Below are 23,078 nucleotides of genomic sequence, written 5' to 3'. Positions count from 1 at the left end.
CTTGTGACAAGAGAAAAACTGGAGAAGTTCCCAGCAATAGCTAAAAAAACAGAAGAAATTTACCTTGGGATAGCAAAATAACACGATGAAATTTGTCTATAAGTACAAAATGGCAAATATAATTGCTGTTTTGATATTGCCGAGCTTGCTGTTAAAAAAAGCTTTCCGGTATCAATAACACATCGCCCGGCCGCATCATGACGTTGGCGGAAATATCGCCTTCCTTCAGCAAATCGTCGAGCCGCACCCTCAGCTGCTGCTGGTTGCCTTCGCGCACGCGAATGATGCTGGCCTTGTTGCCGGCCGCGAAATCGGTGATGCCGCCCACGGCGATGAGCACGTCCATCAGCGACATGCCCAGCCGGTACGGCAGCGCCTGCGGCTTGGCCGCCTCGCCGATGACGCGGATCTGCTCGCCATACGGCCCCGAGAAATTGGTGACGATCACCGTCACCACGGGCTGCTGGATGAACTTGCTCAAGGCTTGCTCGATGTCGCGCGCCAGCTGGGTCGACGTCTTGCCGCTGGCGGGCAAATCCTCGACCAGCGGCGTGGTGATCTTGCCGTCCGGCCGCACGGCCACCGTCAGCGACACTTCCGGATTGCGCCAGACGATAATGTTGACGGAGTCGCCCGGGCCGATCAGGTAATCGTGCATGGGGGCGCTGTCGTCGGACGGCGCCAGCGGATGGCGCGTGCGGCAGGCGCCCAGCAGGCTGGCGGCGCCCGCCAGGACCAGCGTGTTGCAGACAAATGCACGGCGAAATGGATTCATGCGGAGCCTCTTCGAGTCGATGCGCGTCCATGGCCGGCCCCGCAGAACCAGCCTGGGCCGCGAACTTCCTATGATTATTAAAACCCGGCAAGTGAACCTTGAGGCGTATCAAGAAGCGATCATCTTGGGAAATCTTGCTCCACAGCCGCCCTATACTTTGCTTACTCAACAAGCAAGTATTTCTTGCAAGACGCCGTCGTTGTCCGCGCCGCCAACCCATCTACCGAGCAGCATCGTCACCTGAAGGAAGCGACATGGAAGAATTGATACAGCAACTGCTTTCCGGCTTGAAAGGCATCTGGAAGTACCGCTGGCATGCGGTGCTGGTGGCGTGGCTGGTGGCCATCGGCGGCTTCATCAAGGTGATCACCCTGCCCGACGACTACCAGACGTCGGCGCGCGTGTTTGTCGATACGCAAACCATCCTCAAGCCGCTGATGGCCGGCATGACCAGCGTGCCGAACACGGAACAGCAGGTGGCCATCATGAGCCGCACCCTGCTCAGCCGCCCGAACGTGGAGCGCGTCATGCGGATGGTCGACCTCGACCTGGACTCGAAGACCGTGCGCGAGCACGAAGCCCAGCTGGATAACTTGATGAGCCGCATCAAGATCACGGGCACCAGCGCGTATGACATCTACACCATCAGCTACAGCGGGCGCGACCCAAAGCTCGTGCGCGACGTCGTGCAAAGCCTGCTGACCATCTTTGTCGAAGGCAGTTTCCAGGGTAAAAAGGGCGATTCGCAGAAGGCGGTGCAGTTCATCGACGAGCAGATCAAGAATTACGAAGACAAGCTGAGCGCGGCGGAAAACCTGGTGAAGGAATTCAAGATCCGCAACAACCTGCTGCTGCCGCGCCAGGGCATCGACTATGGCAGCCAGCTGCTGATGTCGTCCGATAGCCTGAACAATGCCAAGCTGGAACTGATCGAGGCGGAACAATCGCGCAAGGCCATCCAGAGCCAGATCGAGGGCGACGAGCCCGTGCTCGACCTGGAGCCAAGCGCGTCAGCCATCACGAATCCCGAACTCGACGAGCGCATCGCCTCGATCAACAAGAACCTCGACAGCCTGCGCATGCAATTTACGGAACTGCATCCCGACATCATCGCCTCGAAACGCCTCGTGACCCAGCTGGAAGAACGCAAGATCGAGGAAAACAAGCTGAAAGCGGCGTCCGGCGACCCGGGCAAGAACTACAGCCCCATGCTGCAGCAGCTGAAGGTGGCGCTGACGGATGCGGACGCCAAGGTGGCCGCCATCCGCGCCCGCGTACAGGAATACAGCGCGCGCAACGAGCGGCTGCTGGCGCAAAGCAATGCCGTGCCCGAGGTGGAATCGCAGCTGGCCCAGCTCAACCGCGACTACATCATCAACAAGGAAAACTATGAAAAGCTGATCGGCCGGCGCGAAGCGGCCAAGCTGTCGGGCGAACTCAGTTCCACCACCGACATGATGGCCTTCAAGATCATCGACCCGCCCACGGTGCAATATGCGCCCGTCGGCCCGAACCGCCCGCTGCTGTTCAGTGCGGCGCTGGGCGCGGCCCTGGTGGCCGGCATCGCCACGGCATTGCTCATCAGCCAGGTGCGCCCCACCTTCCTCAGCCCCTCCGAACTGCGCGATGCCACGGGCATGAACGTGCTGGGCACGGTATCGATGAACTGGACGCCGCTGCAGCAGGTACGCCGCCGCCGCGCCCGCTATGGCTTCAGCGCCTGCCTGGGCAGCCTGTTCGTCCTGTACGGCGGGGTCATGACGGCCGCGCTGCTGAAATTCTAGATCCAAGGGAGCGACGATGAGCAGCAAGGACAGCGGCAAGCACGAACCCACGATCCTCGGCGTGGCCGAGGCCAGCGTACCATATATAGTGAACGGTACGGATGGCGCGGAAGCAAGCCGGTCGCCCCGCTACCGCGCCCTGAACCTGGCCCGCCTGGCCGAGCAAGGCATGCTCACGCACGATGGCGGGCGCAGCGCCGTGGCCGAGGATTTCCGCATCATCAAGCGGCCGCTGCTGCGCCAGGCGCGCGCCAGCGGCAGCGGCAGCGACACCATCCGCCACGGCAACCTGATCGTCGTCACCAGCGCCATGCCCGGTGAAGGCAAGACCTACTGCGCCGTCAACCTGGCCATGAGCATCGCCATGGAACTCGATATCACGGTGCTGCTGGTCGATGCCGACGTGGCGCGCCCGTCCGTGCTGAAAGTGCTGGGCCTGCCACCGGAGCCGGGACTGATGGACGTGCTGCTCGACCCGCAACTGGCCATGGCCGACGTGATCCTGAAAACCAACGTGGCCAACCTGAGCATCCTGCCCGCCGGGCGCAGCAACAAGCACGCGACGGAATTGCTGGCCAGCCGCGCCATGAGCCGCTTGCTGGCCGAGATCGCCAGCCGCTATGGCGACCGCATCGTCGTCTTCGATTCGCCGCCCCTGCTGATCACCAGCGAAGCGCACGCGCTGGTGGGGCAAATGGGCCAAGTGGTGATGGTGGTCGAGGCGGAGACGACAACCCAGCACGCCGTCAAGGAGGCGCTGCGCCAGATCGAGTCGTGCGAACACATTCATTTGATCTACAACAAGACCAAATCGTTCCCCGGCAACGATTACTACGGCTATGGCCATTACGATTAGCCGCCGGGGCTCGCTGCCGCTGCTGCCCTTGCTGTCCCTTCTGCTGCCCGTGCCGGCCAGTGCCATCGACTGGCTGGCAAAACCGTCGCTGCGCCTGCGCGAAAGCTATACGGACAATGCCTTGCGCGCGCCGCCCGGCAAGGCGCAATCGGACTTCATCACGGAAATCGCGCCCGCCATCGCCCTCATCGGCACGGGCCCCCGCCTGCGCGTGCACCTCGATTACAGCTGGCATAAATACCTGTCCGGACAACGGGCCGATACCGATAACCACGAACTGCAGGCCTCGGCCGACGCCGAGCTGGTCAAGGACTGGTTCTTTATCGATGCCAACGCCAGCGTAAGCCGGCGCAACATCTCGCCGTTCGGCCCCCAATTGATCGACGACCTGCCCGACACGGAAAATGCCAGCACCGTGCGCACCACGGGCATCAGCCCGTATTTGCGCCACCGTTTCCGCGACCTGGCCACGGCCGAGCTGCGCTACACGCGCAACACGGTCGACAGCGGCGGCGACTTGCTGTCCGTGCACAGCGATGAAATGGAATTGCTGCTCAGCGGCGAGCCGCGCGGCTCCGGCTGGACCTGGAACGCCAGCCACGACGTGCGCCGCACGCAGGACAGCAAGCTGGCGCCCGTGCGCATGCAGCGCAGCAGCGTGGGCCTGCGCTATCCGTTCAGCAGCAAATGGTCGGCCACGGCCAGCGGCGGCATGGAAAAGGAAGGTTATATCTCGGCCAGCGGCAAGGCGCCCGAGGGCCGCTTCTGGTCGCTGGGCGGCGTGTGGACGCCGTCGCCGCGCACCAGCGTCGCCTTCAGCACGGGCAAGCGCTTCTTTGGCACCACCTACAGCCTGGACGCCACCTTCCTGCAGCGCCATACCAACTGGCAGCTGAACTACAGCGAAAACATCACCACCATGCCCACGCAGTTTTCGCGCCTGGGCAACCGCGACGCGGGCCAGTTGCTCGATCAATTGTGGCGCGGCATCTTTCCCAATGCGCGCGACCGGCGCCTGCGCATCGATGCCTTCCTGCGCTACGCCAACAGCCTGGGGCCGGAACGGGGCGCCATCAATTACTTCAGCCACCGCTATTTCCTGCAAAAGCAGCTGAAGCTGACGATGGCGCGCGCCACGGCGAAAAGCACGATGATCGCCGGCATCACGGCCGTCGACCGCACGGCGCAAACGGCCAGCGGCATCGACAGCGGCTTGCTGCCCGGCGTGGAATTCGGCAGCGAAGACCGCACGCGCCAGATCGGCGGCAATGTGGGCTGGAGCTGGCAAGCCAGTTCGCGCACCAGCGTGAATGTCAATGCCGGCTACGCCAGCGTGCGCTCGCTGAGCGTGCCCCGGCGCGACAACAACATCACCATGACGGCCGGCTACACGCGCATCCTGCAGCAGAACATGACGGCCAGCATCGACGTGCGCCATACGCGGCACGCCAGCAACCGCGGCGGCGACTACCGCGAAAACGGCGTCAGCGCCACGCTCACCATGCAATTCTAAGGAGCCCGCATGTCCGCCCCCTCTCTTGCGTCCGCCGCGCCGGCGCACCTGCTGTGCGTGGTGGCCGCGCGCCCCAACCTGATGAAGATGGCGCCCATCCTGGCCGCCCTGGCCCGCCAGGCGCCCGCCGTGCGCGTCACCTTGCTGCATACGGGACAGCATTACGACACGGCCATGAATGGCCAGCTGTTTGCCGACCTGGACCTGCGCCCGCCCGACATCTGCCTCGACGTGGGCTCGGGCAACCACGCGCAGCAGACGGCCGAGATCATGCGCCGCTTCGACGCCGTGCTCGACGCGCATCCGCCGCTGGCGCCCGATGGCGTGCTGGTGGTGGGCGACGTCAATTCCACCTTGGCTTGCGCGCTGGTGGCGGCCAAGCGCGGCATGCCCGTGATCCATGTCGAGGCGGGCTTGCGCAGCGGCGACCGGCGCATGCCCGAGGAAATCAACCGCGTGCTGACGGATCAGTTATCCAGCCTGCTGCTGACCAGCGAGGAAAGCGCGCGCGCCAACCTGCTGCGTGAAGGCATCGCCCCCGAACGCATCCATTTCACGGGCAACGTCATGATCGACAGCCTGCGGCGGCAACGGCCGCGCGCCGTGCCGCCCGCCGCCACCCTGCGCGCCCACGGCCACGCCTGCCCGCCCGCGTATGGCCTGCTGACCCTGCACCGGCCATCGAACGTGGATGCGCCGGCGCAACTGGAAGCGCTGCTGGGGGCGCTGGGGCAATTGTCGCAGCAACTGCCGCTGCTGTTTCCCATCCACCCGCGCACCCTGGCCGGCTTGCGCCTGGCGGGCCTGGAGCCGCTGCTGGCGCGCCATGCCATCGTCCGCCTGCCGCCGCTGGGCTACCTAGAAATGCTGGGCCTGATGCAGGACGCGCGCCTGGTGCTGACGGATTCGGGCGGCGTGCAGGAAGAAAGCACGGCCCTGGGCGTGCCCTGCTTGACCCTGCGCGACAATACGGAGCGGCCCGTCACCGTGACCGAAGGCACGAATACGCTGGCGGGCACGGACCCGGCCGCCATTTTGGCGCTGGCGCGGGACATCCTGGAGACTGGCGGCAAGCAGGGCCGCATTCCGCCGCTGTGGGACGGCCACGCGGCCACGCGCATCGCCGCCGTCATCGCGCCCTGGCTGGCGGCGCGCCGGGGCACGCCATGACACCGCCGGTGATTTTGCGCAACGCGCTCACCATCGACGTGGAAGATTACTTTCAGGTGTCCGCCTTCGCGCCGCACATCGCGCGCGCCGACTGGCCCCGCCTGGAATGCCGGGTCGAGGCGAATATCGAGCGCATCCTGCTGCTGCTCGACAGCCGGCGCATCCACGCCACCTTCTTTACCCTGGGCTGGATCGCCGAGCGCTATCCGGCCATGCTGCGCCGCGTGGCCGACGCCGGGCACGAAGTGGCCAGCCACGGCTATGCGCACCTGCGCGCCAGCGACCAGTCGGCCGCGCAGTTCGCCGACGACGTGCGCCGCAGCAAGAGCATCCTCGAGCAATTGACGGGACTGGCCGTGCGCGGCTACCGGGCGCCCAGCTTTTCCATCGGCGCGGCCAACCTGTGGGCTTTCGACGTGCTGCAGGAAGCGGGCTACCGCTACAGTTCCAGCATCTACCCGATCCGCCACGACCACTACGGCATGCCCGATGCTCCCCGCTTCGCCTGGCGACCGCGGGGCCCGCACGGCGTGCTGGAATTGCCCGTCAGCACCGTGCGCCTGCGCGGGCGCAACTTGCCGGCCGGCGGCGGAGGCTACTTCAGATTGATGCCGTATGCACTGTCGCGCTGGCTTTTGCGACGCATCAATTCGCGCGACGGGCAAGCTGGCATATTCTATTTTCATCCCTGGGAACTCGATCCCGGCCAGCCGCGCCCGCCGGGCCTCGACGCCAGGACGCGCTTTCGCCACTACCTGAACCTGGGGCGCATGGAAGCACGGCTGGCGCGTTTGACGGGCGACTTCGCCTGGGACCGCATGGACCGTATTTTTCTGGAAAGCACATGATGCACGAGGCCAGCCTTGCTCCCGACCCGACACAGTCCACCGCCGCCATCGCCGTGCTGCCTCTGCAGCCGCACGAGCATGCGCGCTGGGACGCCTTTGTCGACACGTGTCCGGAAGCGACCTTCTTTCACCGGGCCGGCTGGCAAACCATCATGGAGCAAGGTTTCAAACACGACAGCTATTTCCTGTACGCGGAACAGGATGGCCGCATCGCCGGCGTGCTGCCGCTGGCGCATCTGCGCAGCCGCGTGTTCGGCTCCGCCCTCGTCTCGCTGCCCTTTTGCGTGTACGGCGGCATCGCCGGCGGCAGCGCGGCCGTGCGCCAGGCGCTCGACAGCGCCGCGCTGGCACTGGCCCGGCGTCTCGGCGTGGGCCACCTGGAATACCGCTGGCGCGAAGTGCCGGAGGAAACCTTGGACGCCTCCTGGCTGCAGAAACCCCTGTACGCGACCTTCCGCCGCCCCTTGCTCCCCGACGCGGAGCAGAATCTGCTGGCCATTCCCCGCAAGCAGCGCGCCGTCGTGCGCAAGGCCATGGCGGCCGGCCTGCACAGCGCCATCGACTATGACATCAGCCGTTTCTACCCGATCTACGCATCCAGCGTGCACCGGCTGGGCACGCCCGTCTTCGCGCGCCGCCATTTTTCCCTGCTGCGCACGGTGTTTGGTGACGCCTGCGACATCCTCACCGTCTACCACGGCCAGCAGGCGCAAGCGAGCGTGCTGCTGTTCTATTTCCGCGATGAAGTGCTGCCGTATTACGGCGGCGGCAGCGTGCTGGCGCGCAGCACGGGCGCCAACGATTTCATGTACTGGGAAGCGATGCGCCGCGCCTGCGCGCGCGGCTACCGCCTGTTCGATTTCGGCCGCAGCAAGCTGGGAACCGGGGCCTACGACTTCAAGAAGAACTGGGGCTTTGCGCCGCAGCCGCTGCCATATGCCTACAAGCTCGTGCGCGCCAGAGCCTTGCCGGAAGTCAATCCCCTGAATCCGAAATACGCGCTGTTCATCCGCGCCTGGCGCCGCCTGCCGCTGCCGCTGGCCAACCTGCTGGGGCCGCACATCGTGCGGCAACTGGGCTAAGCAAAGGATCCTCCATGCGCGAACTGCTCTTCCTCGCCCACCGCCTGCCATATCCGCCCAACAAGGGCGACAAGATACGCTCGTGGCACATGCTGCAATACCTGAGCCGGCATTTCCGCGTGCACATGGGCTGTTTCATCGACGATGACGACGACTGGCAGCACGCGAAAACCGTGGCCGCCCTGTGCGCCAGCACGCGCTTCATCGACTTGCGGCGCGGCCCGGCCCGCTGGCGCGCCATGCAGGCGCTGCTGTCGCGCCAGGCCATGAGCGTGCAGTACTACCGCGATGCGCGCCTGCTGCAATGGGTCGACGGCTTGCTGTCCGGCGGCAAGGTGCGCCATGCGCTGGCCTTTTCCGGGCCCATGGCGCAATACATCGACGGCAGCGCGGGCCGGCACCTGCACCGCGTGATCGATTTCGTCGACGTCGATTCCGACAAGTGGCGCCAGTACGGCGACAGCAAGCCCTGGCCCATGTCACAGCTGTACCGGCGCGAAGCGCAGCTGCTGCTGCAGTACGAGCGCCATATCGCCCAGCAGTTCACGGCCTCCAGCTTCGTCTCGCCGGCCGAGGCGGCCCTGTTCCGCCAGTGCGCCCCGATGGCGCGGCGCAAGACGGGCTACTTCAACAACGGCGTCGACACGGCGTATTTCACGCCCATGCCGGCCCAGCCTGGCGTGTATCCGCCGGGCGTGCAGGCGCTGGTGTTTACGGGCGCCATGGATTACTGGCCGAACGTCGACGCCGTGCAATGGTTCGTGCGCCACGTCTGGCCCGCCCTGCGGCGCCAGTTTCCCCAACTGCAGTTCTATATCGTCGGCAGCGCGCCCGTGCCCGCCGTGACGGCGCTGGCCAGGGTGGCTGGCGTGGTGGTGACGGGCAAGGTGCCCGATATCCGGCCCTACCTGGCCGGCGCGGCGCTGGCCGTGGCGCCCCTGCGCATCGCCCGCGGCGTGCAAAACAAGGTGCTCGAAGCGATGGCGATGGGCAAGATCGTGCTGGCCACGCCGCAGGCGCTCGAAGGCATCGCCGCGCAGCCGGGCCTGGAATTGCTGCTGGCGCGCGACGACGCCGAATTCATCCACCATGCGGCGCGCGTGCTGCGCAATGCGCAAAGTGGCGCGGCCGAGGGGAGCGGCGCGGCCATCGGCGCGGCGGCGCGCCAGCTGGTCTTGCAGGATTACGACTGGGAACGCAATCTGCGCGGCCTGGGCGCCATGCTGGGCCTGCCAGCCGAAGCCAATTCCGAGGCGGCCTCCAGCGGCGCCGCCCCGCCTTTGCAGCCCGTGCGGGAGCCGTCCACATGAGCTTGCAGCTCGACCAGCTGGCCCGCTTGCCGGATGCGGCCGTCTTGCCGCACGGTCATCCGCGGCGCCAGGCCGCGCTGGCGGCGCTGCTGCTGTCCCTGGCCGCCGTCGTGCTGCTGTACCACGCCACTTTCTGGTCGATGGCGGAACTGTGGGCCCGCTCGCAGACGTTCGCGCACGGTTTCCTGATCGTGCCCATCAGTTGCTGGCTGGCCTGGCGCCAGCGTGCCCGCCTGGCCGCGCTGGCGCCCCGGCCGTCGCGCCAGGGCTTGCTGCTGCTCGGTGCGCTGGGCCTGGCCTGGCTGCTGGCCGACGCCGCCAACGTGCCCGTGGTGGAACAATATGCGGCCACGGCCATGCTGCCCGCCTGCGTGCTGGCCATCCTCGGCTGGCCGGCCGTGCGCCTGCTGGCCTTTCCGCTGGCCTATCTGTTTCTCGCCGTGCCGTTTGGCGAAGTATTCATCGAACCGCTGATCGACTTCACGGCCGCCTTCACCGTCACCGCGCTGCAATGGTCAGGCGTGCCCGTGTTTCGCGATGGCAGCAATTTTTCTCTGCCCACCGGCAACTGGTCGGTGGTCGAGGCGTGCAGCGGCTTGCGCTATCTGATCGCCGCGCTGGCCCTGGGCGCCCTGTTCGCCCATGTCAACTGCCACAGCACGCGGCGGCGCGTGGCCGTCATGGCCGCCGCCCTGCTCGTGCCCATCCTCGCCAATGGCGTGCGTGCCTACCTGATCGTGATGCTGGGCCACCTGAGCGACATGCGCCTGGCAGTCGGTGTCGACCACCTGATCTATGGCTGGCTGTTCTTCGGCCTGGTGGCGCTGCTGCTGTTCTGGCTGGCCGCGCGCTGGCGCGAATTGCCACCACCACGGGGCGTGCCGTCAGCTCGCCCCGTGCGCCTGAGCGCCGGCGCGGCCAGCCCGCGCGCCGTCGTGCGCGCCGGCGTCGCCTGCCTGCTGCTGGCGGCCCTGTGGCCGGCACTGGCGCTGGCCAGCCAGCGCGATGATGGCGCCACGCTGCCTGCCATGGTACTGACATTGCCCGATCCGCCCGCCTGGCACCGCTTGCACGACGCGGTAGCCGCGTGGCAGGCGCCGTATGCGGGCGCGCCCGCTCGGTTTGCCGCCACGTATGCGCGCCAGGACGGCGACGACGCGCCCGTGGGGTTGCAACTGCACTGGTATGCGCGCCAGGCGCGCGACGCCGAGCTGCTGACGCACCAGGCCTTGCCGTATGGCCCCCGCTGGATGCCACTGGCGCAGCGCGTGCGGCACGTCAAGCTGGCCAGCGGCGCGCTGGCCGTGCGCGAAAGCGTGCTGGCGTATGGCGGCGAACGGCTGCTCGTGTGGCGCGTCTACCGCCAGGGCGGCATCGTCACGGCCAGACCCATGCTGGTGAAACTGCTGCTGGCGCAAGCCAAGCTGCTGGGCAGGCGCCAGGATGGCGCCGACATCATCGTCTTTGCCGCCTACGACGAGCTGGCGCCGCCGCCGCGCGCGCGCCTGCAAGCGTTCCTGCAGGCGGCGCTGCCCGTCATCGAACAACGCTTGCAGGAGCTGCCGCATGGCCCTTGACTTCGATACCGGCGCCACGGAAGCGGCCAGCGTCGCCCCCCTGATCGTCCACGTGATCCACCAGCTCGACGTGGGCGGGCTGGAAAACGGCCTCGTCAACCTGATCAACCATTTGCCGCCGGAACGCTACCGGCACGCCATCGTCTGCATGAAGAACGCCACCGCGTTTCGCCTGCGCCTGACCACGCCCGGTGTCGATGTGATCAGCCTGGACAAGCGCGAAGGCAAGGACTGGCGCCACTACGTGCACCTGTACCGCGTGCTGAAACAGCTGCGGCCGGCAGTGGTGCACACGCGTAACCTGGGCTGCCTCGAGGCGCAGCTGCTGGCCTGCCTGGCCGGCGTGCGCCTGCGCGTGCATGGCGAACACGGGCGCGACATGAGCGACTTGCACGGCACCCGCCGCAAATACCGGCTGCTGCGCAAATTGATGCTGCCGCTGGTGCAGCACTTCATTGCCGTCAGCGCCGACCTGGGCCACTGGCTGGTGGACGCCATCGGCGCGGCGCCCGCGCAGGTGTCGCACATCGGCAACGGCGTCGACAGCGTGCAATTCCACCCCCGCCTGGGGCCGCCGGCTGCCGTGGGCCCGCCCGGCTTCCTGTGCAACGGCGCCTTCGTCATCGGCAGCGTGGGCCGCATGGCGGCCGTCAAGGACCATGCCTCGCTGGTGCGCGCGTTCTTGCTGTTGTTGGCGCAGCCGGGCGCCCGCGCGCGCCTGCGCCTGATCATCGTCGGCGACGGGCCGTGCCGCCAGGCTTGCCTGGAGCTGCTGCAGCAAGCCGGCGTGGCGCACCTTGCCTGGTTGCCCGGCGCGCGCGACGACGTGGCGCAACTGCTGCGCACGATGGACCTGTTCGTGCTGCCCTCGCTGGCCGAAGGCAGCTCGAACACCATCCTCGAAGCGATGGCGACGGGGCTGCCCATCGTCGCCACGCAGGTGGGCGGCAACGCGGAACTGGTGCAGTCGGGCTGGAGCGGCACCCTGGTGCCGCCCGGTTCGCCCGAGATGCTGGCCGACGCGATGCTCGATTACTACAGCATGCCCGAACTGGGTCCGCGTCACGGCGCACGCGGGCGGCGCCAGGTGCTGGCCGAGCACAGCCTGCCCGCCATGGCCGGCGCCTACCTTGCCGTGTACGACCGCCTGACGGGCGCGCGCCAGCCTTCTCCCCTGTCCACCACTCCCTGAAAGGCCTTCCATGTGCGGCATCAGCGGCATCTTTGATTTGCAGGGCCAGCGCGACATCGACGTGCTGCTGCTGGCGCGCATGAACCACAGCCTGCGCCACCGGGGGCCGGATGAAGGGGGATTGCACCGCGAGCCGGGCCTCGGCCTGGCGCACCGGCGCCTGTCCGTGATCGACCTGGCCAGCGGCCAGCAGCCGCTGTTCAACGCCGACCGCAGCATCGCCATCGTCTTCAATGGCGAAATCTATAACTATCGCAACCTGATGGCGGAACTGCGCCAGTTCGGCCACCAGTTCCGCACCAGCAGCGACACGGAAGTCATCGTCCACGCCTGGGAACAATGGGGCGAACAATGCGTGCAGCGCCTGCGCGGCATGTTCGCCTTCGCCCTGTGGGACCGCCGCCGCCACCTGCTGTTCCTGGCGCGCGACCGCCTCGGCGTCAAACCGCTGTACTACGGCGAGGCGCAGGACGGCACCCTGCTGTTCGGCTCCGAACTCAAAGCCCTGCTCGCGCATCCGGCCATGCCGCGCGCGCTCGACCCGCTGGCCGTGGAAGAGTATTTCGCCTACGGCTACGTGCCCGAGCCGCGCAGCATCTTCCAGCACGCGCGCAAGCTGCCGCCCGGGCATACCCTGTCCATCCGCGCGGGCCAGCCGCTGCCCGCGCCGCAATCGTACTGGGACATTCCCTTCGCGCCGAATCCCCCCGCCAGCGAGGCGCAGGCGGCCGACGAACTGCTGGCGCGCCTGCGCGAAGCCGTGCGCATACGCATGGTGGCCGAAGTGCCGCTGGGGGCATTCCTGTCCGGCGGCGTCGATTCGAGCGCCGTCGTGGCGCTGATGGCCGGCGTCAGCAGCACGCCCGTCAACACCTGTTCCATCTCGTTCGGCGACCCCGCATATAACGAGGCGCGCTACGCCGACCTCGTGGCGCGCCGCTACGGCACGGCGCACCACGCGCGCCAGGTCGAGCAGGACGACTTCGAGCTGATCGACCTGCTGGCCAATCTGTACGACGAACCGTTCGCCGACAGTTCCGCCATGCCCACCTACCGCGTCTGCCAGCTGGCGCGCCAGCGGGTCACGGTGGCCCTGTCGGGCGACGGCGGCGATGAAAGCCTGGCCGGCTACCGGCGCTACCGCCTGCACACGCGCGAGGAAAAAGTGCGCAAGGCGATGGACCCGCTGCTGCCGGCCGGCTTGCGCCAGTCGCTGTTCGGCACCTTAGGTCGGCTGTATCCAAAGGCCGACTGGGCGCCCCGCTTCCTGCGCGCCAAGACGACGTTCGAAGGCCTGGCGCGCGACACGACGGACGCGTATTTTCACGGCGTCAGCCTGCTGGGCGACGCCATGCGCGCGCGCCTGTTCAGCCCCGAACTGCGGCGCAGCCTGCAAGGCTACCGCGCCGTGGAAGTGCTGCGCCGCCACGCGCTGGCCAGTCCCGCGCAAGATCCCCTGTCGCAGGTGCAGTACCTGGACCTGAAAACCTATCTGCCCGGCGACATCCTCACCAAAGTCGACCGGGCCAGCATGGCGCATGCGCTGGAAGTGCGTTCGCCACTGCTCGACCATGAACTGGTGGCGTGGATGTCGGGCCTGCCGCCGCAATTCAAGCTGCGGCGCGGCGAAGGCAAATACCTGCTGAAAAGAGCCCTGCGCCCGCTGCTGCCCGATACCCTGCTGTACCGCCAGAAGATGGGCTTTTCCGTGCCGCTGGCCGACTGGCTGCGCGGCCCGTTGCGCCAGCGCCTGCAACAGCGGCTGCTGGGTCCCACCCTGGCGCAGTGCGGCCTGTTCGACATGGATTACGTGCGCCTGCTGCTCGATCAGCACGCGAGCGGGCGGCGCGACTACAGCGCGCCGTTATGGTCGCTGCTGATGTTTGAAGCGTTTTTACGCCAGGTGCTGCCCGTCGATGGCCGCCACGTGCCGGTGCCGGCGCCGGCCATGGCCATGGAGTAGATCCATGCGCATCCTGCACATCCTCGACCACTCGCTGCCCCTGCACAGCGGCTACACGTTTCGCACCCTGGCCATCCTGCGGCAGCAGCGCGCGCTGGGCTGGCACACGTCGCAGCTCACGAGTGCCAAGCAGGGACCGTCCGATGGCGCGCAGCAGCTGGTCGACGGCTGGCATTTCTACCGCACGGCGCCCGATGCGCGCTGGTGGGCGCGCCTGCCCGTGCTGCGGCAAGTTGCCGTCATCATCGGCCTGGCCATGCGCTTGCGCCGGCTGGCGCAACGCCTCAAACCCGACATCCTGCATGCGCATTCGCCCGTGCTGAACGCCATCGCCGCCCTCAACGCGGGACGCGCGCTGGGCATCCCCGTCGTGTATGAAGTGCGCGCCTTCTGGGAAGACGCGGCCGCCGACCATGGCAGCAGCCGGCCCGGCGGCCTGCGCTACCGGCTCACGCGCGCGCTGGAAACCTATGCGCTGCGCCGCGCCGACGCCGTCACCACCATCTGCGACGGCTTGCGGCGCGAGCTGTGCGCGCGCGGCGTGCCTGCGCATAAAATCACCGTGATTCCGAATGCCGTCGATGCGGGCGATTTCAATGTCTCTGATAATCCAGCACTGGCCCACACGCTGGGTTTGGATGGTCATCCTGTCATCGGCTTCATCGGCTCGTTCTACGCCTACGAGGGACTGGCCCAGCTGCTGCGCGCCATGCCGCGTCTGCTGGCGGCGCAGCCGGCATTGCGGCTGCTGCTGGCCGGCGGCGGTCCGCAGGACGCGGCGCTGCGGGCGCTGGCGGCGCAGCTGGGCATAGCCGACGCCGTGGTGTTCGCGGGCAGAGTGCCGCACGCGCAGGTGGCCGCCTATTATCAGCTGGTCGACATCTGCGTGTATCCGCGCCTGCCGATGCGCCTGACGGAATTGGTGACGCCATTGAAACCGTTAGAGGCGATGGCGCAGGGCCGCCTCGTGGTGGCGTCCGACGTGGGCGGCCACCGCGAACTGATCGACCATGGCAAGACGGGCATGCTGTTTCGCGCCGGCGATGCCGAGGCGCTGGCGCAAGCCATACTGGCTCTGCTGCAGGCGCCGGCCAGCTGGCCGGCACTGCGGCGCCAGGCGCGCGCGTTTGTCGAGACGGAGCGCAGCTGGGGCGCCAGCGTGGGCCGCTATGCGCCCGTGTATGCGCGGGTGTCGGCGGGAGCGGCGGGAGCGGCGCCATGATCTTTACGGGCCTGCGCATCGCGCTGGTCGGCCCGCTGCCGCCGCCGGCCGGCGGCATGGCGAATCAAACGGCGCAACTGGCGCACAAGCTGCGCGAGGACGGCGCACAAGTGCAGCTGCTGGCCGTCAACGGTCCGCATCTGCCGCCGTGGCTGGCGCGCATCCGCTACCTGCGCGCCGTGCTGCGCCTACCCCTGCTGCTGTGGCGCTTGTGGCGCACGGCCAACACGGTCGACCTTTTCCACATCATGGCCAATTCCGGCTGGTCCTGGCATCTGCAGGCCGCGCCCGCGCTGTGGATCGCCAGCCTGAAAGGCAAGCCTGCCTTGCTCAACTACCGGGGCGGCGAAGCGGCCGTTTTTTTTGCCCGCTCGCCGCGCCTGGTGGCGTTCAGCCTGCGCCACGCCAGTGCCATCGTCGTGCCGTCGGCCTATCTGGCCGGCGTCTTCGAGCAGTACGGCCATACGGCCCACATCGTGCCGAACATGGTCGACTTGCAGCGATTCAGGCCGGCCGCGCCACGCACAGCAGCCGCAGATGCCCCGTGCATCCTCGTGGCGCGGCACCTGGAAAGCCTGTACGACAACGCCAGCGCCGTGCGCGCCTTCGCCATCGTGCGCGAAGCGTTTCCCGCAGCGCGCCTGGTGCTGGCCGGCGGCGGACCCGAGCGCGCGACGCTGGCGCGCCTGGCCAGGTCCCTTGGCGTGACCGACGCCGTGCGTTTTACCGGCCCCGTCGACAACGCCGCCATGCCGGCCCTGTACCAGGCCAGCGACATCGTCCTCAATCCCAGCCTGGCCGACAACATGCCCAATTCCGTGCTCGAAGCACTGGCCTGCGGCGTGCCGGTCGTCAGTACCAACGTGGGCGGCATCCCCGCCCTGCTGCAGGACGGCGTGACGGCGCTGCTCGTGCAGCCCGGCGACCCTGCCGCCATGGCGCACGCCATCCTGGCGCTGCTGCGCGACCCGCCGCGCACGCGGCAGCAAGTGCAGGCGGGCCTGGCGCACGCCGCCACCTTCGGCTGGCCCGACATCGCGCCCAGGCTGGCCGCCCATTACCGCCGCATCCGCGCCGCGCCGCGCCCCGGCGCCTATACGCGCCTCGTCGCCCGCTGGCTGTTTCCCCTGCATGAATGGTGCAAGGGCCACCACAGCACGCGCCTGCTGCGCCGGATGGAACGCTCGCAATGGTGGAGTGCGCAGCAACTGCAAGAGTGGCAGCTGGCGCGATTGCGCGCGCTGCTGCGCCATGCGGCCGATCACGTGCCCTACTACCGCGCCCTGTTCGATCGCAGCGGTTTCGACCCGGAACAGGTGCGGCAACTGGCCGACTTGTCGCGCCTGCCGCTGCTGAGGAAGCCCGATATCGCGGCTGCGCGCGACAGCTTCAAGTCGACCCGCGCCGTGGGCCTGCGCCCGTTCGCCACGGGCGGCTCCAGCGGCGAGCCGCTGCAGTTTTTCCTCGGGAGGCGCAGGATCAGCCACGACATCGCCGCCAAGTGGCGCGCCACGCGCTGGTGGGGCGTCGACATCGGCGACCGCGAAGCCGTGCTGTGGGGTTCGCCCATCGAGTTGCATGCGCAAGACCGCGTGCGCCGCCTGCGCGACGCGCTGCTGCGCACCACCCTGCTGCCCGCGTTCGCCATGTCGCCCGCGCGCCTGGACGGCTACGTGCAGCAATTGCGCCGCTGGCGCCCGCGCATGCTGTTCGGCTACCCGTCGGCCCTGTGCCGCATCGCCAGCCATGCCGCGGCACGCGACGTGCCGCTCGACGGCCTGGGCGTGAAAGTGGCGTTCGTCACGGCCGAGCGCCTGTACGACGAGCAGCGCGCACAGATCGCCACCGCGTTCGCCTGCCCCGTGGCCAACGGCTACGGCGGGCGCGACGCGGGCTTCATCGCCCACGAATGCCCGGAAGGCGGCATGCACATCACGGCCGAAGACATCATCGTGGAAATCGTCGATGGCCAAGGCCAGCCATTGCCCCCAGGGGCCACGGGCGAAATCGTCGTCACCCACCTGGCCACGCAAGACTACCCGTTCATCCGCTACGCCACGGGCGACGTGGGCGCGCTGGACACCGAACCGTGCGCCTGCGGACGCGGCCTGCCCCTGCTGCAGAAAATCGAAGGGCGCAGCACGGATTTCCTCACGGCGGCCGATGGCACCGTCATGCACGGCCTGGCCCTCGTCTACATCGTGCGCGAACTGCCGCAAGTGCGCAGTTTTAAAATCATCCAGGAAAGCCTGCTGCGCACGCGCGTGCTGCTCGTCTGCCTGCCAAGCCTGGACGACAGCACGCGTAGCGCCATCGTGGCCGGCTTCCAGGCCAGGCTGGGCGCGCAGGTCGACATCGCCGTCGAGGAAGTCGAGGAGATCGCGGCGGAAGCGTCGGGAAAGTACCGCTATGTAGTGAGCAAGGTGGCTTGACGCCGATACGTTACGACAAAAAGTTGTTTTGGTTGTCAATATCAGGTTCTGGAGTAGAATTTGGTATCGCAACTGGAGGGTGTCATGGCAAAGTTGGAAGTTTCAAAGCCGGAGAAAGCGAAGAGCACGCATCGAATGGCGGTACCTGACCCGAGCAAGGCCTTGGGTGATTCGATCCGGAAAATCGGGGCGAGAGGAATCGACCTTGGCGATGGCTACGTATTGGTCAAGATACGACGCACCAAGCGGGCAGCCCAGCATGCGCGCGGGGAGGAAGTGGCGTTTGTACCGCAACAGCTGCCGGGAGTGCCTGTCGTTTCCAATGCCGACCTCCAGGAGTTGATCCAGCGATACCAGCATATACAAGCAATACAAGGTGCGGCAAGCACGGTTCCGCCAGCGAACCAGGCATTCCTTGATCAGTTTGCCCATCAGGAACTGGAAAAATACGCGAGCCTTGAAAAGAAAGGCGAACTGCTCACCTCACAGACGCTGGCCGAGCAAATGGGAGTGACGCGGCAGGCGATCAGCAAGGCGGTGACGGAGCAGCGGATGTTTTCCTTGGACAGCGCAGCCGGCAAGAAACTTTACCCTGCCTTCTTCGCCGATCCCACCCTGAACCGTCGCCAGCTCGGCAAAGTGAACAAGGAACTGGGTCACCTGGCCGGTTCCAGCAAGTGGCAGTTCTTCACCCATCCACGCATGTCGCTCAACGGCATCAGCCCGATCAATGCCTTACGGAAAGGAAAATTCGCCGACGTCATTGCCGCAGCGACAGCGTTCAGGGAGACGTGATGTGGCAGCGACCCGGCTGAAGCCGCCTCCAAAAGTGCTGGCAACGAGCGCGACGCTTCCCGTCGTCGGGCTGCCAATGCCCGGTCTGTACCGCATCTCGGGCCATGCGGCTGGCGAACCCTATTTCGGCTGCAGCGGCGGGAATCGCTTTGATGCACCCGGCTGCAAGACAGGCAATCCCGAATACAGTACCTGCTATCTGGGTCCGAGCTTTGATGTCGCGCTTGCCGAGTCCCTGTTACATGATGCAGTGCCTATAAAGGGCGCCTTTCCTATCGCTAAGTCCGAAATTGATCGCCGATGGGTGCATCAATTCAGTGGCAATTTGAGATTATTTGACCTGACCGGCCATTTGCTCAAGCAGATGGGCGGTCATGCGGGATTGACAGGTACATCAAGTTACACCTTGCCTCAACAATGGGCGCTGGCCGTGTATCGCAATCCGCTCCGGGTCGATGGCTTCCTGTATATGTCTCGTCATTTCACCAACGAAAAAGCCATCGTGGTATATGACCGCGCCAAAGCCAATCTCACAGCAATGGGCAAACCTATCCAACTTATCATGGCAACGGAAATGCCGAATGCCATGCGGCTGTTTAATATCGTTCCTGCTTGATATCGCCAACCGTCAGGAAAAATGAAAAACCTGCCTACTTATCGCTCAGAGCTTGCACGCGCAGAGCCAAATCGTCAATTTTTCGCTCGAGCTTTAAATTTGAAGCACCGATGAAGAACCAGATACATGCGAAGTTTACAATCGGAATCAACGCAAGAATCGTCCATTTTGTTACATTGCGCCCCTTTTCCTTCGCCAGAAGATGTGCCGCTATTGCCATCAGTAATGACATCAATATCAATGGGAGAAATGAAACAAGAATATTGGGGCCGCTATTTTCCATGGGTTAAATCCTATTTAAATTTACAAATATGATAATACCTTATCTTGTCACTGACAACAGCCAGCTTATAGCCGATGGTCGGAACGTCGCAGTATAAGTGGAAGTTGTCATTATGGAAATAAATAGATTTTATAATGCGTTCTAACTCAGTACTAAAGGCACAGATAAATTCAAGGAAAAGAGAATAGACACTCCCCGAACAGCTGTCCCAGCCTTTGCTGATCCCCTGGCGCCACAAAGCACGCCGCCTGCCAGCGCTGCGTGCGCAGCGCCTGGGCGGACTCGGGCGCACACCACGGCGGATACACGCGCAGCGCGCGCTTGCCGCCGTGGCCGGCGCGCGACATCACGCCCCGTTCCAGCAGCACCTTGCGCGGAAAGATGAAAAAGCCATGCTGCGCGCCGTCGTCATCCGCCGCGGCGATGATGACGACGTCAACGGGGTCCGCTTCATCGAGCGGGGCGATCTCGGCGTCGGGATGGGGGCGCTTCCAGATGGTGACGAACTGGCCGGGTTTCGTTGGCGTGTTTTTGGCCACGCGCAAGACCAGGCGCTTGCCGTCCAGTTCGGCGCGGCAGGCGCCATATTGCGCGCTTTCCGCTTCCGGCACGGGCGCTTGCGGCAAGCCCAGGAAAGCCCAGGGGCTGGTCTTCATTGCGCGCTGAACTCGGCTGCGGCCTTGGCCGCCCACAGCGCTTCGGCGTGGCTGGCGAACGGGCTGTCGTAGCCATCGACCGAGCCATCCTCGTCGACAAAATACAGCCACCAGCCGTCGGCCTGCTCGCGGATGGCCGTGTGGCCCGGTGCGCAATGGGTGTCGATGGACTGGCCGGCCATCAGGGTGGTGATGGTGATGCCGCGGTGAATGATATGCTGGGGTGTCATGGGATGAAGCCGTGCAAGAAAATCAATGGCCATAGTGTAGCCTCGCCCGACCATCCTGGCCAGTGCGTTACACTGATCGTTCACACGGAGGACGACATGGCATCACAGCAAGGCACGGTGGATTTTTTGCTCGACCAGATGGCGGGCGCGGGCAGCATCAGCGCGAAAAAAATGTTTGGCGAGTATGGCCTGTATTGCGACGGCAAGATGTTCGCCATCGTCGCCGACGACCAGCTCTTCATCAAGCCGACGGACGCGGGCCGCGCCTGGATCAGCGCGCAAGGCACGCTGCAGGAAGCGCCTCCCTACCCGCAAGCCAAGCCGTATTTCCTCATCGATGGCGGGCTGTGGGACGAGCGCGACTGGTTGAGCCAGCTGGCGCGGCGCACGGCGGACGCCTTGCCGATGCCGAAACCCAAGCCGCCGCCCAAGCCCAAAAAACAGGCGTCAGCCAGCTAGTACGCTGTTCTCGCATTGCTTGCCTTCACGGAAGCACGCCAGATTGTGATACGTGATGGCGGCGATTTCGCGCAGCGCTTCGCTGGTAAAAAAGCCCTGGTGGCCCGTCACCAGCACGTTCGGGAACGTCATCAATCGCTGGAAGATGTCGTCGTCGATGATGTCGGACGAGCGGTCCTGGAAGAACAGATTGCTTTCCTGTTCATACACGTCGATGGCCAGAGAGCCCAGCTGGCGCGATTTGAGCGCCTCGATGACGGCGCCCGTGTCGATCAGGCCGCCGCGCGAGGTGTTCACCAGCATGGCGCCCTTCTTCATCAGCAGTAACGTTTCTTCGCTGATCATGTGGCGCGTGCTTTCCATCAATGGGCAATGCAGCGAGACGATGTCGGACTCGGCCAGCAGCCGCGGCAGTTCCACCATCGTGCCCAGCTGCGCAAACGCGGGCGCCGGATATGGGTCGTGGCCCAGCACCGTGCAGCCGAACCCCTTGAAAATGCGCGCCGTGGCCAGCCCGATCTTGCCCGTGCCGACGATACCCACCGTCTTGCCGAACAAAGTGGCGCCCAGCAAGCCGTCGAGCGAGAAATTGCCTTCGCGCACGCGGGCATAGGCGCGGTGCGTGTGGCGGTTCAGGGTTTGCACGAGGGCCAGCGTGTATTCGGCCACGGCTTCCGGCGAGTAGGCAGGCACGCGGGCGACGAACAGGCCCAGGCGCTTGGCCGCTTCCAGGTCGAGGTTGTTGTAGCCGGCGCAACGCAGCAGGATGGCGCGCACGCCGTAGCCGTGCAGGGCTTCGAGCACGGGCGCGTCGAGCACGTCGTTGACGAAAACGCAGACGGCATCCGCGCCTTGCGCCAGGACCACGGTTTCCTGGCTCAGCAAGGCGCTGTGGTAGACCAGTTCAATGCCGGCGGAATCGGGCTGGGACGGCAAGGCTTCATCGAAGAAACGGCGGTCGTAGGGCTGGCTGGCAAAGAAGGCGATTTTCATGGGGCGTCCTGGAACTTGCTGGATGGCAAAACACCATCATAGCGCAAGCGCCCTGCCCCACGGTGTACGCCTGGCTCTCTTGGCCGCCTATTGGGGTTCGCGGGGCAAGGTCAGCACGTGGCGCAGATACGCCGTTTCCTCGGCGTGCTGCGCATGGTAGCGCTCGCGCGCAACGCGCATGGCCGCCTGGTGCGCCGCGATGCCGCTTTCCGTCAGCTCGACGCCGAAGTCCGCCGGCGGCTGCTCGGGGCCGCCGAACAGGCGCGCCAGGATGAAGCGGCCCACATTGTCGCGGTAGTGCGACGCTTCCCAGTAATAGCGCATCGCGCCCGCCCCCGTCACCTGCGGGATAGGCTCGCTGGTGACGCTGTTGAAGCCGGAAAAATCAACCAGGCGCACGTCGCAGCCCAGGCGCCGGTAGCGTCCGGCCATCTGCGCCAGATCGCGCTGCCAGGCTTCCATGGCGTCCCACTTGCCGCGCCAGTACAGGGCGTCGAGCGTGAGCGCGTGCGTGGGATTGATGTACAAGCGCAGGCGCGTGCCGCCACGGCACAGCTTGCCGACGCTGGCATCGAAGGCTTGCAGCGCGGGTGCGGTCGGGCCCAGGCCGTCGCCGAATTCCTGCAGGCGCGGCTTGAAGGCGCGCGCCGTGCCGACCCAGACGCGGTTGCGGCTGGTAAGGCAGGACTCGTCGCGCTGGCCGTACAGGGCCAGGCTGGACAGACAGACGCCGTCATAGGTGCCGCTGAGGATGCGCCAGCTATCTTGTGTCATGTCCACGGTCAGGCCGCGCTTGATGTTGAGCAAGGCGCGCCGCGCGAAAAACGCGGGAGCGGGATCCGTCAATCCCGGCTCCACGCCGGCCGAGCCCAGTTCCAGCGAGAACGAGGGCGCGTCGATGCCCCACACCATGGTGTCGACATGGCTGACCGTGGCCGCGTGTTCTGCCAGGCGGATGGCCTCGCCGATCGAGGCGCCCGAGACGGCGCTGTTGAACACGCTCTTGCCGTCGAACAAGGTACGCATGCTGCTCGCCGGCAAACCCATTTCCGTGCGCGAATTGCCGATGTAGACGATGGCTGGCCGGTAGCGCGCCACGGCATACGTCTTGCTCCACACGCTGAGTTTTTCGGTCGTCGGTCGCAAGCGCTGCAGCAGCGGGCTGTCCCACTGGTGCAGCAAGTACGGATCGACGTGGTAATTGACGGCGGAAACGAAGGCCAGCGCGGCCAGCGCGCAGGCAAGGAAGATGGCGAGGTAGCGGCGGGCATTGGTATCCATGGTCGGCATTGGAAGTAGAGAAATGGCGGCTATGTGGGGCT

General features: G+C 66.0%; 21 protein-coding genes. 15 read left to right on the top strand and 6 right to left on the bottom strand.

Annotated features, from left to right (window positions below; translation table 11 throughout):
- Window positions 1-151 precede the first annotated feature (151 nt).
- Window positions 152-775 (bottom strand): XrtA/PEP-CTERM system exopolysaccharide export protein, encoded by a 624-nt coding sequence (locus tag AC4BCN_RS15280; protein ID WP_034748384.1) that lies wholly within the window; start codon window positions 773-775, stop codon window positions 152-154.
- Between the two features lie 254 nt (window positions 776-1,029).
- On the opposite strand from AC4BCN_RS15280, the gene AC4BCN_RS15275 reads away from it, so the two are divergent.
- From AC4BCN_RS15275 to AC4BCN_RS15210, 14 genes are all read left to right on the top strand, one after another.
- Window positions 1,030-2,559: an XrtA system polysaccharide chain length determinant gene (locus tag AC4BCN_RS15275; RefSeq protein ID WP_490491116.1), complete on the top strand. Its 1,530-nt coding sequence runs from the start codon at window positions 1,030-1,032 to the stop codon at window positions 2,557-2,559.
- Window positions 2,560-2,575: 16 nt separating this feature from the next.
- Complete coding sequence (locus AC4BCN_RS15270) at window positions 2,576-3,415, top strand: XrtA-associated tyrosine autokinase (RefSeq protein ID WP_490491115.1); 840 nt, start codon at window positions 2,576-2,578, stop codon at window positions 3,413-3,415.
- On the top strand, window positions 3,399-4,928 hold the full coding sequence (locus AC4BCN_RS15265) for a TIGR03016 family PEP-CTERM system-associated outer membrane protein (protein WP_490491114.1): 1,530 nt from the start codon (window positions 3,399-3,401) through the stop codon (window positions 4,926-4,928). Before AC4BCN_RS15270 ends, AC4BCN_RS15265 begins: the two co-directional genes overlap by 17 nt.
- A gap of 9 nt (window positions 4,929-4,937) precedes the next feature.
- Complete coding sequence (wecB, locus tag AC4BCN_RS15260; protein ID WP_490491113.1) at window positions 4,938-6,098, top strand: non-hydrolyzing UDP-N-acetylglucosamine 2-epimerase; 1,161 nt, start codon at window positions 4,938-4,940, stop codon at window positions 6,096-6,098.
- Entirely contained in the window at window positions 6,095-6,946 is an 852-nt protein-coding gene (locus tag AC4BCN_RS15255) for an XrtA system polysaccharide deacetylase (RefSeq protein ID WP_490491112.1), read from the top strand. The genes wecB and AC4BCN_RS15255 overlap by 4 nt, the downstream gene beginning before the upstream one ends.
- Window positions 6,946-8,028 carry a FemAB family XrtA/PEP-CTERM system-associated protein gene (locus tag AC4BCN_RS15250; protein WP_490493604.1) on the top strand — a complete coding sequence of 361 codons (1,083 nt, stop codon included), beginning with the start codon at window positions 6,946-6,948 and terminating at the stop codon, window positions 8,026-8,028. Before AC4BCN_RS15255 ends, AC4BCN_RS15250 begins: the two co-directional genes overlap by 1 nt.
- A 14-nt stretch (window positions 8,029-8,042) precedes the next feature.
- On the top strand, window positions 8,043-9,338 hold the full coding sequence (locus AC4BCN_RS15245; protein WP_490491111.1) for a TIGR03087 family PEP-CTERM/XrtA system glycosyltransferase: 1,296 nt from the start codon (window positions 8,043-8,045) through the stop codon (window positions 9,336-9,338).
- Complete coding sequence (gene xrtA / locus AC4BCN_RS15240; RefSeq protein WP_490491110.1) at window positions 9,335-10,915, top strand: exosortase A; 1,581 nt, start codon at window positions 9,335-9,337, stop codon at window positions 10,913-10,915. Before AC4BCN_RS15245 ends, xrtA begins: the two co-directional genes overlap by 4 nt.
- Window positions 10,905-12,107, top strand: a complete 1,203-nt coding sequence (locus AC4BCN_RS15235; protein ID WP_490491109.1) for a TIGR03088 family PEP-CTERM/XrtA system glycosyltransferase — start codon at window positions 10,905-10,907, stop codon at window positions 12,105-12,107. The genes xrtA and AC4BCN_RS15235 overlap by 11 nt, the downstream gene beginning before the upstream one ends.
- Before the next feature lie 10 nt (window positions 12,108-12,117).
- Complete coding sequence (locus AC4BCN_RS15230; RefSeq protein WP_490491108.1) at window positions 12,118-14,070, top strand: XrtA/PEP-CTERM system amidotransferase; 1,953 nt, start codon at window positions 12,118-12,120, stop codon at window positions 14,068-14,070.
- 4 nt (window positions 14,071-14,074) lie between these two features.
- Window positions 14,075-15,292, top strand: a complete 1,218-nt coding sequence (locus tag AC4BCN_RS15225; RefSeq protein WP_490491107.1) for a TIGR04063 family PEP-CTERM/XrtA system glycosyltransferase — start codon at window positions 14,075-14,077, stop codon at window positions 15,290-15,292.
- On the top strand, window positions 15,289-17,724 hold the full coding sequence (locus AC4BCN_RS15220) for a glycosyltransferase (protein WP_490491106.1): 2,436 nt from the start codon (window positions 15,289-15,291) through the stop codon (window positions 17,722-17,724). The genes AC4BCN_RS15225 and AC4BCN_RS15220 overlap by 4 nt, the downstream gene beginning before the upstream one ends.
- An 84-nt stretch (window positions 17,725-17,808) precedes the next feature.
- On the top strand, window positions 17,809-18,519 hold the full coding sequence (locus AC4BCN_RS15215) for an HTH domain-containing protein (RefSeq protein WP_331776673.1): 711 nt from the start codon (window positions 17,809-17,811) through the stop codon (window positions 18,517-18,519).
- A 1-nt stretch (window position 18,520) separates the two neighbouring features.
- Window positions 18,521-19,135: an RES family NAD+ phosphorylase gene (locus tag AC4BCN_RS15210; protein ID WP_338678649.1), complete on the top strand. Its 615-nt coding sequence runs from the start codon at window positions 18,521-18,523 to the stop codon at window positions 19,133-19,135.
- A gap of 34 nt (window positions 19,136-19,169) precedes the next feature.
- Here AC4BCN_RS15210 and AC4BCN_RS15205 read toward each other — a convergent pair whose 3' ends face one another.
- From AC4BCN_RS15205 to AC4BCN_RS15195, 3 genes are all read right to left on the bottom strand, one after another.
- On the bottom strand, window positions 19,170-19,418 hold the full coding sequence (locus AC4BCN_RS15205; protein WP_139143300.1) for a hypothetical protein: 249 nt from the start codon (window positions 19,416-19,418) through the stop codon (window positions 19,170-19,172).
- A gap of 170 nt (window positions 19,419-19,588) precedes the next feature.
- Entirely contained in the window at window positions 19,589-20,074 is a 486-nt protein-coding gene (locus AC4BCN_RS15200) for a MepB family protein (protein WP_490491105.1), read from the bottom strand.
- A complete protein-coding gene (locus AC4BCN_RS15195) occupies window positions 20,071-20,304 on the bottom strand; it encodes a hypothetical protein (protein ID WP_490491104.1) in 234 nt (77 codons plus the stop codon). The genes AC4BCN_RS15200 and AC4BCN_RS15195 overlap by 4 nt, the downstream gene beginning before the upstream one ends.
- A gap of 96 nt (window positions 20,305-20,400) precedes the next feature.
- On the opposite strand from AC4BCN_RS15195, the gene AC4BCN_RS15190 reads away from it, so the two are divergent.
- Entirely contained in the window at window positions 20,401-20,763 is a 363-nt protein-coding gene (locus AC4BCN_RS15190) for a TfoX/Sxy family protein (protein ID WP_485882984.1), read from the top strand.
- Here the strand turns inward: AC4BCN_RS15190 and AC4BCN_RS15185 are convergent.
- Both AC4BCN_RS15185 and AC4BCN_RS15180 read right to left on the bottom strand, forming a co-directional pair.
- Window positions 20,752-21,756 (bottom strand): 2-hydroxyacid dehydrogenase, encoded by a 1,005-nt coding sequence (locus AC4BCN_RS15185; RefSeq protein ID WP_490491103.1) that lies wholly within the window; start codon window positions 21,754-21,756, stop codon window positions 20,752-20,754. The genes AC4BCN_RS15190 and AC4BCN_RS15185 overlap by 12 nt on opposite strands.
- Window positions 21,757-21,843: 87 nt before the next feature.
- Window positions 21,844-23,037, bottom strand: a complete 1,194-nt coding sequence (locus tag AC4BCN_RS15180; RefSeq protein WP_490491102.1) for a hypothetical protein — start codon at window positions 23,035-23,037, stop codon at window positions 21,844-21,846.
- Window positions 23,038-23,078: the final 41 nt, after the last annotated feature.

The organism is Janthinobacterium sp. Bl 1 (assembly GCF_058215535.1).
The sequence above is the reverse complement of the archived record's forward strand: the minus strand, read 5'-3'. Positions and strand labels throughout refer to the sequence as shown.

Coding starts and splice junctions, on each gene's coding strand:
- AC4BCN_RS15280 (WP_034748384.1), bottom strand. CDS start 775: ATGAATCCATTTCGCCGTGCATTTGTCTGCAACACGCTGGTCCTGGCG.
- AC4BCN_RS15275 (WP_490491116.1), top strand. CDS start 1,030: ATGGAAGAATTGATACAGCAACTGCTTTCCGGCTTGAAAGGCATCTGG.
- AC4BCN_RS15270 (WP_490491115.1), top strand. CDS start 2,576: ATGAGCAGCAAGGACAGCGGCAAGCACGAACCCACGATCCTCGGCGTG.
- AC4BCN_RS15265 (WP_490491114.1), top strand. CDS start 3,399: ATGGCCATTACGATTAGCCGCCGGGGCTCGCTGCCGCTGCTGCCCTTG.
- wecB (WP_490491113.1), top strand. CDS start 4,938: ATGTCCGCCCCCTCTCTTGCGTCCGCCGCGCCGGCGCACCTGCTGTGC.
- AC4BCN_RS15255 (WP_490491112.1), top strand. CDS start 6,095: ATGACACCGCCGGTGATTTTGCGCAACGCGCTCACCATCGACGTGGAA.
- AC4BCN_RS15250 (WP_490493604.1), top strand. CDS start 6,946: ATGCACGAGGCCAGCCTTGCTCCCGACCCGACACAGTCCACCGCCGCC.
- AC4BCN_RS15245 (WP_490491111.1), top strand. CDS start 8,043: ATGCGCGAACTGCTCTTCCTCGCCCACCGCCTGCCATATCCGCCCAAC.
- xrtA (WP_490491110.1), top strand. CDS start 9,335: ATGAGCTTGCAGCTCGACCAGCTGGCCCGCTTGCCGGATGCGGCCGTC.
- AC4BCN_RS15235 (WP_490491109.1), top strand. CDS start 10,905: ATGGCCCTTGACTTCGATACCGGCGCCACGGAAGCGGCCAGCGTCGCC.
- AC4BCN_RS15230 (WP_490491108.1), top strand. CDS start 12,118: ATGTGCGGCATCAGCGGCATCTTTGATTTGCAGGGCCAGCGCGACATC.
- AC4BCN_RS15225 (WP_490491107.1), top strand. CDS start 14,075: ATGCGCATCCTGCACATCCTCGACCACTCGCTGCCCCTGCACAGCGGC.
- AC4BCN_RS15220 (WP_490491106.1), top strand. CDS start 15,289: ATGATCTTTACGGGCCTGCGCATCGCGCTGGTCGGCCCGCTGCCGCCG.
- AC4BCN_RS15215 (WP_331776673.1), top strand. CDS start 17,809: ATGGCAAAGTTGGAAGTTTCAAAGCCGGAGAAAGCGAAGAGCACGCAT.
- AC4BCN_RS15205 (WP_139143300.1), bottom strand. CDS start 19,418: ATGGAAAATAGCGGCCCCAATATTCTTGTTTCATTTCTCCCATTGATA.
- AC4BCN_RS15200 (WP_490491105.1), bottom strand. CDS start 20,074: ATGAAGACCAGCCCCTGGGCTTTCCTGGGCTTGCCGCAAGCGCCCGTG.
- AC4BCN_RS15195 (WP_490491104.1), bottom strand. CDS start 20,304: ATGACACCCCAGCATATCATTCACCGCGGCATCACCATCACCACCCTG.
- AC4BCN_RS15190 (WP_485882984.1), top strand. CDS start 20,401: ATGGCATCACAGCAAGGCACGGTGGATTTTTTGCTCGACCAGATGGCG.
- AC4BCN_RS15185 (WP_490491103.1), bottom strand. CDS start 21,756: ATGAAAATCGCCTTCTTTGCCAGCCAGCCCTACGACCGCCGTTTCTTC.
- AC4BCN_RS15180 (WP_490491102.1), bottom strand. CDS start 23,037: ATGGATACCAATGCCCGCCGCTACCTCGCCATCTTCCTTGCCTGCGCG.